The organism is Azospirillum sp. OGB3 (genome assembly GCF_014192915.1).
Classification (GTDB): domain Bacteria; phylum Pseudomonadota; class Alphaproteobacteria; order Azospirillales; family Azospirillaceae; genus Azospirillum.
Window position 1 is genome coordinate 119,042 of sequence record NZ_JACHYN010000009.1, and the last position, 12,694, is coordinate 131,735.

Here is a 12,694-nt window from a genome sequence, read left to right on the forward strand (position 1 = left end):
CGATGCGGCTGAAGTCGTTCCACGCCAAGTCCATGTCCGAAGCCATGCGCATGGTCCGCCAGACGCTGGGCGACGATGCCATCATCGTCGCCACGCGCGAGGAGGACGGCGGCGGCGTTCGCGTGACCGCGGCGGTGGAGGACGACGATCTGCTGATGGCGCAGGCGCGCACGGCCCAGCCGACCCGGACCGCCCGCCCCGTTGTGGTGGTCGAGGAGGAGCCGGAGATCGACGTGGGCGAGGTGGTGGCCGACGTGCTGCACCGCCACGGCGTCCCCGCCGCGCTGGCCGAGCAGCTGATCGACGCCGCCGCCGGGCTGGACACCGACGACCCCGCGCTGGCGCTGGGCGCCGCACTCGACTCCATGTTCACCTTCAGCCCGCTGCAGGACCGGCGCGGCGGCAACAAGCCGCTGATCCTGGTCGGCCCGCCGGGCAGCGGCAAGACGCTGATCGTCGCCAAGCTGGCCGCCCAGGCGGTGTTCCGCAAACGCTCGGTCGGCGTGATCACCACCGACACGGTTCGCGCCGGCGGCATGGAACAGTTGGCCGCCTTCACGCGTCTGATGAAAATCAAACTGGCGACGGTGGAGGACCCCGACGCGCTCGCGGGCGCGTTCGAGGTCAGCCGCGGTGCCGACGTCGTCCTGGTGGATACCGCCGGGCGCAACCCCTACAACCGGGAAGACATGGCCGACCTCAAGGCCTTGCTGTCCGCCGGGGTGGCCGAGCCGATTCTCGTGCTCCCCGCCGGGCTGGACGCCATGGAAGCCGCCGACATCGCCCAATCCTTCAAGGCGCTGGGCGTGCGGCGGATGCTGATCACCCGTCTCGACATGGCGCGTCGGCTGGGCAGCCTGCTCGGCACCGCGCACCGTTCGCGCATGGCCTTCTGCAACGCCAGCGTTTCCTCCAAGGTGGCCGAGGGGCTGACACCGCTGAACCCGGTGGCCTTCGCCCGCCTGATGATGCCCGCCGAGGACAAGGCGGCGCGCAACCGGCCCAAGCCGGCGGCCCCCGCCAAGACCAAAGCCGTTCGTTCTTCGTCGAGGACCATCCCATGACCGATCCGGTGTTTCCGGCCGCCCTCAAGAACGTTCACCCGCTGCGCGGTGCCAACGTCATCGCCGTGGCCAGTGGAAAGGGCGGCGTCGGCAAGACGTGGTTCTCGATCACGCTCGCCCACGCGCTGACCAAGATGGGCAAGAACTCGCTGCTGTTCGACGGCGACCTCGGCCTCGCCAACGTCGACATCCAGCTCGGCTTCCAGCCCAAGAACGATCTGGGCGCGGTCATCAACGGCGACGTGACGCTGGGCCGCGCGGCCCAGCGCTACACCGAGGGCGGCTTCGACATCATCGCCGGCCGCTCCGGCTCGGGGACGCTCGCCCAGTTGCCGAGCCAGCGCCTGTCCGGCCTGCGCAACGACCTGATGGAGCTGGCCCGGCGCTACGACTGCGTCATCATGGACATGGGCGCCGGCGTCGACCGCACGGTGCGCACCCTGTCCGGCCCGGCCGGGACGACGCTGGTGGTGACGACGGACGAGCCGACCTCGCTGACCGACGCCTACGCCTTCATCAAGCTGACCCACGCCACCAACCCCACCGCCGACCTGCGCGTCGTGGTAAACATGGCGCAGAGCGTGAAGGACGGCGAGCGCACCTACGGCACCATCCTGAAGGCCTGCCAGAACTTCCTGAAATACAAGCCCGCCCTGGCCGGCATCATCCGCCGCGACCTGAAGGTGCGCGACGCCATCCGCAACCAGTCGCCGCTGCTGACCCGCTCCCCCAGCTCCGACGCTGCGCGGGACGTGCTGGCCATCGCCCAGCGGCTTCTGAACGGCCAGTAAGGCCGGGATGGGGGGCGCCCTTCCTCCCACAGCCGCCGGCGCGCCCGCCGCCCCGGCGGCGGCCACCCCCGCGCCCGCCCCGGTGACGGTCGCCGAGGGCACGGTCAAGGCCCTGCCGGAGCGGTTGCAGGACATCGCCCGCCCGGTGGTGCTGACCGGCACCGTCGTCGGCACCACGCCGGAGGGCTTGGCCCGCGTGCGCACCCAGGCCGGCGAGCTGCTTGTGCAGACCCCGACGCCGCTGCCCGCCGACAAGCCGGTGACACTCCAGATCACCCCGGCGCAGGTGCTGCTGGAGCAGGCGGCATCGACCGACCCCGCTGCGGCCTCCCCCACCCAGAGTCTCGCGGCGAAGGTCCTGGTGCTGACCCAGGGCACCCAGACCATGGCGCCGGCCACACCACCTCACGCACCAAGCTCACCGACGGCCGGCGGGCCGCCGCAGGCCGTTCCCGGCCAGACCGGAACGACGTCCCCCCAGGGCTCCGCGACGCCGGTGGTGATCCTGCCCAGCCCGGGGTCCGCCACGCCGACAATAGGACCAACGGGCCAGCCGCTTCCCCTGCTGCTGCCGGGAACCGTCGTCCCCGCGCTGGTCATCGCCGCGGCACCGAAGCCCCCGGCCCCGCCGGGCGCGGCCCTGCCCGGCCAGCCCACCGCCACACCGGCGGCACCCGCTCCCCTCCCCGTCACCGACGGCGGCCAAGCTCCGCCACCGACACAAGCCGGTCAGCCCAACGCGGCCCCCACCCCGCAGGCGCCGTCCACGCCTTCCAGCGCATCGCCGCTCCCCGGCAAACCGATGCTCGACACCACGGTGGAACTCGGCGGCGATGCGGCGCATCCCGGAGGGGACCTCCCGGAGGTTGCCTCCCCCACGAAACCGACCCTCGCGAAACCTGCCGGGGAACCGGTCCTGACCCAGGGCGGCACCGTCGCTCTCAAGATCCTGACCGTCACGCCCCCGCCGGACCAGCCGCAGGCAGCCCCGCCGGACGACGGGTCTCCGCCATCGGACGGCCAGAGCGCCGGCAACCCGCTCCGCAAGGACGGCGCCCCGACCCAACCCGGTTCTCCGCCCCCGGCGGCACCGCAATCGGCCCCTGCCTCGCCCCGCAGCACCGCAACCCCCACCGCAGCGCCCGCGATGCCCAGCACAGACTCCGGCGCTTCCCCGGCAACGCCGGAGACGCCCGACGGGCCGGTGCTGAAGGGCACGGTGGCCGGCAGCACGCCGCAGGGCCAGCCGATCCTCGCCACGCCGCAGGGCATGCTGGCACTCAACGTCCAGGCGAGCCTGCCGCAGGGCAGCGCCGTCACCGCCGCCTTGACCGACCCCGCCAAGGCGCTCCAGACCGCGCCGCCCCCGCTCGCCGCCGAGCCGGGACCGCTGAGCGAGCGGGACTGGCCCGCCATGCGCCAGCTCCTGGCCACCCTCGCCGGAGTGGACCGCTCCGCCGCGCAGGCGCTGATCGGCACGGTGATGCCGCAGCCGAACCGCAAGCTCGGCGCGGCGATGAGTTTCTTCCTGTCGGCGATCCGCGGCGGCGACGCCCGCGGCTGGCTGGGCGAGGACGCCGCCGCCGCCCTGGAGAAATCCGGCCAGGGGAGCCTGCTATCCCAGTTGGAGCGCGAATTCCGCAGCCTTCAGCAGCAGGCCGGCGATCCCCTTCCCGGCGACTGGCGCCCCTACACCCTGCCGATGATGGACGCCAACGGGCTGCTCCCGATCAAGCTGCACATCCATCCCATAAATTCGGAAGAGGATGGCAAGACGGGCCGTAAGGGCGGCGACAAGGGGAGCCGCTTCCTGCTCGACCTCGACCTCAGCCGCCTCGGCCCCATGCAGCTCGACGGGCTGGTGCAGCCCAACCGGTTCGACCTGATCCTGCGCAGCCACACCCCGCTGTCGCCGGAGATCCGCCTGGACCTGATCCAGATTTTCGCGGACAGCATCCGTGCCGTCGGCTACATCGGCGGCTTGTCCTTCCAGTCCGGCGCCAAATGCTGGGTCAAGCTGACCCGGACCGGGGCCGGCGGCAGCAGCTACACCGCCTGACGAACCCGGACGCCATGCACCGCCGCGAGTTTCTGACCACCGCCACCAACCCGGACGCCCGCCACGATTATCTGGTGGAGTTGCACGGGGAACCGGCACCCGGCACCCGCCTGACCCTGCGCTACGTTCCCGACCGCGCGGTCGCCACGCCGGACGGCGTCGCCGCTTATCTCGGCGCCCTTTCCGGAAGCGCGGCAACCGCCGGGCCGGAGGCGCTGGCCGTCGCCGTTCTCGACGACCTGAACAACGAGTTGATTCCCCGCTGGGTCGAAGTCACGGTGGAGCGGACCCTGCCTGTCCGTCAGCGCGTGGTCATCGAGGACCGTCAGCCCGGTTGGGAGAACCCGCATCTTTTCTCCCGGATGCGGCGCGTCTGATCCCCCACGCCACACCCCGGCGTGCGTTCGGCATGGCTGCACCGCGCCAAGTCACAGCTTTCGCCGCTTGATTTCCTCAACCCGCATGAGAATAAAGCGGGTCGGTCGGTGCGTGGATGAGTCTGGTGAAACGTACACGGATATTAAGACGCGCCCAAACCCTCTGGGCGCGCGTCGGGCTTCGCGCACGCCTCGAAGCCTTCATCCTGCTCGCCCTTCTTCCGATGGTGGGTCTGGTCGTCGTGCTTCTGCTTCAAGAGCGCAGCCAGGACATCGAGCGGGCGCGTGAGGCCACCCGCCTGCTGGCCGACCGGGGAGCGCAGCAGCAAGCGCAGATCGTGCAGCAGGCCCACAGCGTCCTCCAGCTTCTCACCCTGGTCCCCGACATCCGGGAGGCGAGTCCCGAACGTTGCGCGACGATGTTGAAACAGGCGACCAACCTTTACCCTTGGAGCACCGGGTTCGCGCTGTTCAACCCCGATGGCAACCTGTTGTGCAGCAGCAACAGGAATCGGCCCATGAACGTGGCCGATCGTGACTATTTCCGTAAAGCCCTGGCGACGCGCGGCTTCACGGTCAGCAACTTTCTGATCGGCCAGAACAGCAAGCAGCCGCGCGTGGTCACCGCCCTGCCGATCCTCGATGACGACGGGTCGGTCAGCCGCATGCTGGTGGCGGGGGTGGATCTGGGCTGGCTCGCGGAGTTGTCCACGGAGATCGCCCACGAGTCCGGTGGCATCGTGTCGCTGTTCGATTCACAGGGGACGATCCTCGCCCGTGTTCCGGACCCGCAGGGTCTCGTCGGCCAACCGATGGCCGATCATCCGATGCTCCGCAGCATCCTGCGGGAAGAGGTGGGCATCATCGAAGGCGAGGGCCTGGACGGCGTTCCCCGGATCAGCGGTTTCTCGACCCTGGAGGAAACCGGCGCCAAGATCGTCGTCGCCGTCGCGCGCGACGACATTCTGGCGGCGGCCGACCGGAACCTGATGCTGGGAACCGGCGTCATGGCCGGCGTGGTGCTCCTCATCGCCGGAGGTGTCTGGGTGCTGATGGAGGTGATGGTCCTGCGCGGTCTGCGGGACCTCAAGGCGTCGGCGGCGTTCCTATCCTCGGACCTCTTCGATCCCAACGCCCCCTGCATCCCGGCGCCGCTCCACACGTCGGAGATCGGTCAGGTCGCCCAAGCGATGCGGACGATGGGGCGGACGCTGAGCGCCATCGCCTTCGAGGATCGCCTGACCGGGCTCGCCAACCGTCGTTTCTTCGAGGCTCACGTGGAACGCCTTCGGGAACAGCCCGCACAGGATCGCGATCCGCTCGCGATCCTCTACATCGACCTCGACGGGTTCAAGCCGATCAACGACGAGCACGGTCACCACACCGGTGACATCGTGCTGAAGGAAATCGGAACCCGGCTGGGGCGTTGCGTGCGCCAAGGGGACTTCGCCGCGCGCCTCGGCGGCGACGAGTTCGCGGTGCTGCTCGCGCTGCCGGACGGCCAACAGGGGCATTACGCCCTGGACGTCGCCAGACGGATCATCGACAGCGTGTCCGCCCCGATCCGGGTGGACGACCTGGACATCCAGATCGGCTGCAGCATTGGTGTTGCGCTGTGGCCGACGGACGCGGCGGACCTGACCTTGGCGCTTCAGAACGCCGACCGGGCGCTGTACGCCGCCAAACGCGCCGGCCGCGCGCGCGTGGTGTCCTATTCGGATCTTCCCACCGACACCGCCCTGGCAACCTGAGCGGGCCGGGCCGGTCGAAGCGGGACGTCAGGATTCGACGCTGCTCTCCTCCTGCTGGCGGCGGCGGAAGCCGACCAGCGCGGTCTCGTCCAGCATGGTGGCTTCCTTGCGCTTCAGCTTTTCCTTCTCGCGCTTCAGCCGCTCCTCCTCGGCCAGCTCGTAGCGCTTCAGCTCCTGGAAGGCTTCGGCCATCTCGTCGGTGGCGACGGCGATCTGGGCTTCCACCTGCCCCATGGACTGGGTCAGCCGCTTGCCGCGCTCCATCGCCGCCTGGATGTAGTTGCTGTAGGTGAAGGCGTATTCGACGTTGCCGCGGGCGGTGTCGCGCTCCGCCGCGATCTCCTCCTTCAGCCGCTCGATCTCGGCCTGGAGCCGGTCGGCGAGGTTCTGGAGTTCCGCCAGCGCCCGGCGCTTCTCGTCGAGCTTCCACTTCTGGAGGCGGATGATGGTCTTCAGACTGCTCATTCTTGCGGCGGCCACTGTTCAATGCCGAAGATGGCGGCGAGCTGGGCGTAGCTGTTGTCGAGGTCGGTCGCCTCGCGCTTGCCCTGCTTCAGGAACGCCTCCAAGGCCGGCTGGAAATGGATGGCCTCGTCCACCTGCGGGTCGGTGCCCTTGCGGTAGGCGCCCAGGCGGATCATCTCCGCCATGTTGTCGTAGGACGACATCAGCCGCCGCGCGTGGTTGACCAGCTCGTTCTCCATGGGGGAGTTGCAGCCGGGCATGGTGCGCGACACGCTGCGCAGGATGTTGATGGCCGGGTAGCGTCCGCGCTCGCCGATCTGACGCTCCAGGACGATGTGGCCGTCCAGGATGCCGCGCACGGCGTCGGCGATGGGCTCGTTGTGGTCGTCGCCCTCCACCAGCACGGTGAACAGGCCGGTGATGGAGCCCGACCCGCTGAGGCCCGGCCCGGCGCGTTCCAGCAGGCGCGGCAGCTCGGCGAAGACGGTCGGGGGGTAGCCCTTGGTCGTCGGCGGCTCGCCGGCCGACAGGCCGATCTCGCGCTGGGCCATGGCGAAGCGGGTCACGCTGTCCATCATGCACAGCACGTTGCAGCCGGCGTCGCGGAAGGCCTCCGCCACGGCCAGCGTCATGTAGGCGGCCTGACGGCGCATCAGCGGCGCCTCGTCGGAGGTGGCGCAGACCACGACGCTGCGCGCCAGCCCCTCCTCCCCGAGATCCTCCGTGATGAATTCCTGAAGCTCGCGCCCGCGTTCGCCGATCAGCCCGATCACCGCGACCTCCGCGCCGGAGAAGCGGGCGAGCATCGACATCACCGACGACTTGCCGACGCCGGAGCCGGCGAAGATGCCCATGCGCTGGCCGCGGCAGCAGGTGAGGAAGGCGTTGATCGCGCGGATGCCCAGGTCCAGCTTCTCGCCCACGCGGGCGCGGGAATGGGCGGGCGGCGGGTTGTTGCGGATGGGAACGCCGTGCGTTCCCTTGGGCAGGGGCCCCTTGCCGTCCACCGGTTCGCCCAGCGCGTTGATGACGCGGCCGAGCCACGCCTCCGTCGGAAAGACCATGGGCTGGCTGTCCGAGACCAGCGCGCGGCAGCCCAACCCGACCCCGTCGATGGAGCCGAAGGGCATCAGCAGCGCGCGTCCCTGGCGGAAACCGACCACCTCGCAGGGGACCTGCCGGCCGTCGCGGGATTCGACGATGCAGCGCCCGCCCACCGACAATTCCTTCTCGATCCCCCCGACCTCGACCAGCAGGCCGAGCACGGCGGTGACCCGCCCGAACCGGCTGCAGCCGGAGACGGACTCGATTTCCTGAAGGATGCGGGCGACGTCGGCGGGCACGGTCTTGCGGATCAGCGAACGGGAATGGGACGGGTGAGCCGGGCGCGGACGGCGCAATTTGCGGTGGGCCGGGAGTCCGCCGCCATGCCGCCCGCGTCATGCTCGTCCAAAAACATTAACGTTAAATGAAGTGCTATGCCTCTGGCGTTAAGCTGAATCGTCTGTTAACTTGTGTAAACAGACCCGCCGATCTGTTAAGGGAATTGGTTAAAGAACTGCGGGAAAGCAACGCCGCATCGGAAGCCAGAAACGCGCCATCTAACATCGGGATACCGCCATGAGGGTTCTGCTGGTCGAAGACGACTCCTCCACGGCCAAGAGCATCGAACTGATGCTCCAGTCGGAAGGCTACATCGTCGACTCTACCGACCTCGGTGAGGATGGACTCGAAATCGGCAAGTTGTACGATTACGACATCATCATCCTCGACCTGATGCTGCCGGACATCGACGGCTACGAGGTGCTGCGCCGCCTGCGCGCCGCCCGTGTGACCACGCCGATCCTCATTCTTTCCGGCCTGTCGGAGCTGGACCACAAGATCAAGGGTTTGGGCTTCGGCGCCGACGATTATCTGACCAAGCCCTTCGACAAGCGCGAGCTGATCGCCCGCATCCAGGCGATCGTCCGCCGCTCCAAGGGCCATTCCGACAGCATCATCCGCACCGGCCGCCTGACCGTGAACCTGGACACCCGCACGGTGGAGGTGGACAACCAGCCGCTCCACCTGACCGGCAAGGAATACGGCATCCTGGAACTGCTGTCCCTGCGCAAGGGCACGACCCTGACCAAGGAGATGTTCCTGAACCATCTCTACGGCGGCATGGACGAGCCGGAGCTGAAGATCATCGACGTCTTCGTCTGCAAGCTGCGCAAGAAGCTGGCGGCGGCGACCCAGGGCGACAATTACATCGAGACGGTGTGGGGCCGCGGCTATGTGCTGCGCGACCCGCACGAGGACGCGTCCCCAATCCCCCGCGTCCCGCACCAGCAGGCGCAGGCGGCCGGCTGACCGCCGACCGCCCGTCACCGTTGACAGTCATTTTGGTGAACGGCCCTGGCGAACGGCGGGCTCGGGCCCGCCACGACCATGGTCACTCCTGCCAGAAGGCCTTGTCGGTCTCCCGGCGGGCTTCGGTGCGGCTCAACCCGACATCGCGCAGCAGATGATCGTCCAGCGCCGCCAGGGAGCGGCGCTGCCGGTGGCGCTCGATCATTCCCAGAACCTCGCCGAACGCCCGCTCGGCAAAGCGTCGCGCGCCGCCGAGAGACACCATGCCCCGGTCTGAGGAAACGGCGCCCAGCGCTCTCCTGCTCATGATCCGACACTCCGCTTAATGATTTCCGTCCCCTAGAAATGACCTGGAAGCGGCTTGTCCGCAAAGGATGCTTTCTCTAACCTGCATGAGAGAATTTCATGCGGCTGGGCAACAATCCGGCGGCAACAACCCGGCGGATGCGGACCCATGCAGATCCCTCCCCTCAACGGCCTGCGCGCTTTCGAAGCGGCGGCGCGCCATCTCAGCTTCACCCGCGCGGCGGAGGAGCTGAACGTCACCCAGAGCGCGATCAGCCACCAGATCCGCACGCTGGAGGATCGGCTGGGCATCCGGCTGTTCCGCCGGCTGAATCAGGCGCTGGTTCTGACCGACGCCGGCCAGCTCCTGCTGCCCAGCGTGCGCGACGCCTTCGCGCGGCTGGCCACCGGCCTGGAGCGGGTGATGGAGCATGAGCGCTCCGGCGTGCTGACAATGAGCGTCTCGCCCTCCTTCGCCAGCCGCTGGCTGATGAGTCGCATCGGACGCTTCCGCGCTCGCCACCCGGAAATCCACCTGCGCATCAGCGTCAGCCAGCACGAGATCGATTTCGAACGCGAAGCCGACATCGACATCGGGCTTCGCCATGGCCTGGGGTTGTGGGAAGGGTTGAGGGCCGACCGCTTCCTCGACGACGCGGTGTTTCCCGTCTGCAGCCCGGCCCTGCTGCAAGGCCCGATGCCGCTGCGCCAGCCCGCCGACCTGCGCCATCATGTCCTGGTCGAGGAGACCGGCCACAGCTATTGGGCGACGTGGCTCGCCATGGCCGGGCTCGGCGACCTGAAGCCAAGCTCGGAGATGGTCTTCGACGAGATCGGCATCGCCATCGAAGCCGCGGAGAACGGCCAAGGCATCGCGATGGCGCGCGGCACCCTGGTGCTGGAGGAGTTGGCGAGCGGGCGGCTGACCCGGCTGTTCGACCTCGCCCTGCCGGGAGACTTCGGCTACTACCTCGTCTGCCCGGAGGTGACCGCCGACCGGCCCAAGATCGCCGCCTTCCGCCGTTGGATCATGGAGGAAGGCGCCGCCGACCGTCTTACCGTCACGCCGCCTTGAACCACGCCCTTTTCAATCAAACAGCCGCCTTGAGGCCGCTCGGCACCTGGAAGCCGCCCAGGCTGTAGAGGCCGCGCTGTCCATCCACCGGCTTGAAGCGGTCGGTGATGCCCAGAACGGTTTCCGCACCGCCGAGATAGAGCACGCCGTCCTGCGGCATCTGGCGGGCGATCGCCTCCAGCACCTTGGTCTTGGTCGGCTGGTCGAAATAGATCAGCACGTTGCGGCAGAAGACGATGTCGAACTGCCCCAGCACGGACAGGTCGCCCAGCAGATTGAACTCGCGGAACGAGGCCATCTGGCGGAGCTGCTGGCTGATCTGCCACTTGTCGCCCTGCTGCTTGAAATGCTTCACCAGCATTTGAATCGGCAGGCCACGCTGGACCTCGAACTGGGTGTAGATGCCCGACTTGGAGCGTTCCACCATCTCCGCCGAGATGTCGGTGCCGACGATCTCGATCCGCCAGCCGGCCAGCTTCGCCGCATCCTCGTTCAGCAGCATGGCCAGCGAGTAGGCTTCCTGCCCGGACGAGCAGGCCGCCGACCAGATGCGGATCGACCGCTTCGCCGCGCGCGCCGCCATCAGCTTCGGCAGGACGATCTGCTTGAACTGGTCGAAGGGCTTCTGGTCGCGGAAGAAGGACGACTCGTTGGTCGTCATCGCCTCCGTGATGTCGCGCAGCAGGGCTTCGTCCTTGCGCGTCCGCACGGTGGCGGCCAGTTCCTCCAGCCCCTTCATGTTCCACTTGCGCGCCACCGGCATCAGCCGGGATTCGAGCAGGTAGGCCTTGTCCCGGGTCAGGACCAGACCGGAACGCTGCTTGAGCAGCGTGGAGAACATGTCGAAATCTTCGACTCTCATGCTGCCCTCGATGCGAACTTGCGGATGTAGGGACCGATTTCCTTGAGCGGCAGCACCGCGGAGCAGATGCCCGCCTGGGCAACGGCGCCCGGCATGCCCCACACGACGCTGGACGCCTCGTCCTGCGCGATCAGGGTGCCGCCGGCGTTCACCACCTCGGTGCAGCCCTTCAGCCCGTCCTGCCCCATGCCGGTCAGGATGCAGGCCAGAACCTTGCGCCCGCCGAAGGCGCGGAGGATGGACCGCATCATCGGGTCCACCGCCGGACGGCAGAAATTCTCGGGCGGGTCCTTGGTCAGCGAGATCACGTTGGCGCCCGCGCGCTGGGTCACCAGCATGTGGAAGTCGCCCGGCGCGATGTAGCAACGCCCCGACACGATCGGCTCGCCGTCCTTCGCCTCCTGGGCGTTCAGCCCGCACTGGCGGGTGATGTGCTCGGCCAGGATGGTGGTGAAGGTCGCCGGCATGTGCTGGGTGATCAGGATCGGCTGGGTGACGCCGGCCTTCAGATGGGAGAGCACCTCGAACAGCGCCTGCGGGCCGCCCGTGGAACTGCCGATGGCGATGACGTCCGGCTTCACCTGGCCGACGGAACCGACGGCCGGGGCCGGGCGCAGCGTGACGGGCGGCGGCTCGCGCTTCAGGAAGGCGGCGGGCACCGGGGTCAGCGGGCGCAGCTCGCCGCGGGTGCGGGATCCGGCGCGGCGCGCGGCGGCGCCCAGCGCCTTGACCTTCGACACCAGCTCGCGCTTGAAGGCGTCCGCCCCGCCGATCTCGCGGGTGGAGGTCGGCTTGGGGATATAGTCGGCCGCCCCCGCGGAGAGGCAGCGCATGGAAATGTCGGCCCCGCGCAGCGTCAGCGTGGAGGCCATGATGATCTTCACCTGCGGCGCCACCGCCAGCAGCTTCGGGATGGCGGTCAGCCCATCCATCACCGGCATCTCGATGTCGAGGACGATGACGTCGAGCGAGTTGCGCTGCAGGGCGTTGACCGCCATCTGGCCGTCGCCGACCGACGCGACCACGCGGATTTCGGTGTCGCCTTCCAGAGCACGGGTCAGAAGACCGCGGATCACGGCGGAATCGTCGACCACCATCACCCGGACGGGATCGCCGCCGGCCGCACCGGTGGGATGGCCCGCCGGTGCGGGGGGGGGAGGCCTGCCGAAACGATCGGACATAACGCAATCAGCCTTTCAGGGTCGGAGCGGTGCGCGTCGCGGGGGTCCCGCCCGTCACAGCAGCCCGACCTGCTCAAACTTGGTCTGGATGATGTCGCTGTCGAACGGCTTCATGATGTACTCGTTCGCCCCGGCGGACAGCGCCTCCTGGATGTGGGCGAGGTCATTCTCCGTCGTGCAGAACACGACCTTGGGAATGTCCCCGCCGCTCATCTTGCGCAGACGGCGCAGGAACTCGATTCCGGTCATCACCGGCATGTTCCAGTCCAGCAGGATGGCGTCCGGCATCTTCTGCGCGCAGGCCTCCATGGCCTGCTTGCCGTCCTCCGCCTCGGTGCAGGCGAAGTGCAGCTCTTCCAGGATCTTCCGCGCGACCTTGCGGACCACGCGGCTGTCATCGACGACCAGACAAACTTTCATGGTGAACGGGCC

At 68.6% G+C, this 12,694-nt stretch carries 13 protein-coding genes; 7 read left to right on the plus strand and 6 right to left on the minus strand.

Annotation, left to right across the window (positions count from 1 at the left end; genetic code table 11):
- The first annotated feature begins 2 nt into the window (after positions 1 to 2).
- The 5 genes from FHW79_RS18590 to FHW79_RS18610 all read left to right on the plus strand — a co-directional run bounded on the left by FHW79_RS18590 (position 3) and on the right by FHW79_RS18610 (position 6,042).
- On the plus strand, positions 3 to 1,064 hold the full coding sequence (locus FHW79_RS18590; RefSeq protein ID WP_014198326.1) for a GTPase: 1,062 nt from the start codon (positions 3 to 5) through the stop codon (positions 1,062 to 1,064).
- The gene (locus tag FHW79_RS18595; RefSeq protein WP_014198325.1) at positions 1,061 to 1,855 is read left to right on the plus strand and encodes a MinD/ParA family protein; all 795 of its coding nucleotides are present in this window, start codon (positions 1,061 to 1,063) and stop codon (positions 1,853 to 1,855) included. Before FHW79_RS18590 ends, FHW79_RS18595 begins: the two co-directional genes overlap by 4 nt.
- A 7-nt stretch (positions 1,856 to 1,862) precedes the next feature.
- Positions 1,863 to 3,914 (plus strand): hypothetical protein, encoded by a 2,052-nt coding sequence (locus tag FHW79_RS18600; RefSeq protein ID WP_211108369.1) that lies wholly within the window; start codon positions 1,863 to 1,865, stop codon positions 3,912 to 3,914.
- Between the two features lie 14 nt (positions 3,915 to 3,928).
- Complete coding sequence (locus tag FHW79_RS18605; RefSeq protein ID WP_183180327.1) at positions 3,929 to 4,291, plus strand: hypothetical protein; 363 nt, start codon at positions 3,929 to 3,931, stop codon at positions 4,289 to 4,291.
- A 125-nt stretch (positions 4,292 to 4,416) separates the two neighbouring features.
- Positions 4,417 to 6,042 (plus strand): sensor domain-containing diguanylate cyclase, encoded by a 1,626-nt coding sequence (locus FHW79_RS18610; protein ID WP_183180328.1) that lies wholly within the window; start codon positions 4,417 to 4,419, stop codon positions 6,040 to 6,042.
- A 27-nt stretch (positions 6,043 to 6,069) separates the two neighbouring features.
- On the opposite strand, the gene FHW79_RS18615 is transcribed toward FHW79_RS18610, so the two are convergent.
- Both FHW79_RS18615 and fliI read right to left on the minus strand, forming a co-directional pair.
- Positions 6,070 to 6,507: a flagellar FliJ family protein gene (locus tag FHW79_RS18615; protein ID WP_109070286.1), complete on the minus strand. Its 438-nt coding sequence runs from the start codon at positions 6,505 to 6,507 to the stop codon at positions 6,070 to 6,072.
- Positions 6,504 to 7,850: a flagellar protein export ATPase FliI gene (fliI, locus tag FHW79_RS18620; RefSeq protein WP_014198319.1), complete on the minus strand. Its 1,347-nt coding sequence runs from the start codon at positions 7,848 to 7,850 to the stop codon at positions 6,504 to 6,506. Before fliI ends, FHW79_RS18615 begins: the two co-directional genes overlap by 4 nt.
- Before the next feature lie 277 nt (positions 7,851 to 8,127).
- Here fliI and ctrA point away from each other — a divergent pair, with 277 nt between their 5' ends.
- Positions 8,128 to 8,859 (plus strand): response regulator transcription factor CtrA, encoded by a 732-nt coding sequence (ctrA, locus tag FHW79_RS18625; RefSeq protein ID WP_014198317.1) that lies wholly within the window; start codon positions 8,128 to 8,130, stop codon positions 8,857 to 8,859.
- A gap of 82 nt (positions 8,860 to 8,941) precedes the next feature.
- Here ctrA and FHW79_RS18630 read toward each other — a convergent pair whose 3' ends face one another.
- Positions 8,942 to 9,166 carry a DUF1127 domain-containing protein gene (locus FHW79_RS18630; RefSeq protein ID WP_247884492.1) on the minus strand — a complete coding sequence of 75 codons (225 nt, stop codon included), beginning with the start codon at positions 9,164 to 9,166 and terminating at the stop codon, positions 8,942 to 8,944.
- Between the two features lie 147 nt (positions 9,167 to 9,313).
- On the opposite strand from FHW79_RS18630, the gene gcvA reads away from it, so the two are divergent.
- Positions 9,314 to 10,219, plus strand: coding sequence for a transcriptional regulator GcvA (gcvA, locus tag FHW79_RS18635; RefSeq protein ID WP_183180329.1), 906 nt, complete (start codon positions 9,314 to 9,316; stop codon positions 10,217 to 10,219).
- A 16-nt stretch (positions 10,220 to 10,235) separates the two neighbouring features.
- On the opposite strand, the gene FHW79_RS18640 is transcribed toward gcvA, so the two are convergent.
- The 3 genes from FHW79_RS18640 to FHW79_RS18650 form a co-directional block, all read right to left on the minus strand.
- Positions 10,236 to 11,081, minus strand: coding sequence for a protein-glutamate O-methyltransferase (locus FHW79_RS18640; RefSeq protein ID WP_183180330.1), 846 nt, complete (start codon positions 11,079 to 11,081; stop codon positions 10,236 to 10,238).
- Complete coding sequence (locus tag FHW79_RS18645) at positions 11,078 to 12,178, minus strand: chemotaxis response regulator protein-glutamate methylesterase (RefSeq protein WP_183180438.1); 1,101 nt, start codon at positions 12,176 to 12,178, stop codon at positions 11,078 to 11,080. The genes FHW79_RS18640 and FHW79_RS18645 overlap by 4 nt, the downstream gene beginning before the upstream one ends.
- 138 nt (positions 12,179 to 12,316) lie before the next feature.
- Positions 12,317 to 12,682, minus strand: coding sequence for a response regulator (locus tag FHW79_RS18650; RefSeq protein ID WP_014198312.1), 366 nt, complete (start codon positions 12,680 to 12,682; stop codon positions 12,317 to 12,319).
- Positions 12,683 to 12,694: the final 12 nt, after the last annotated feature.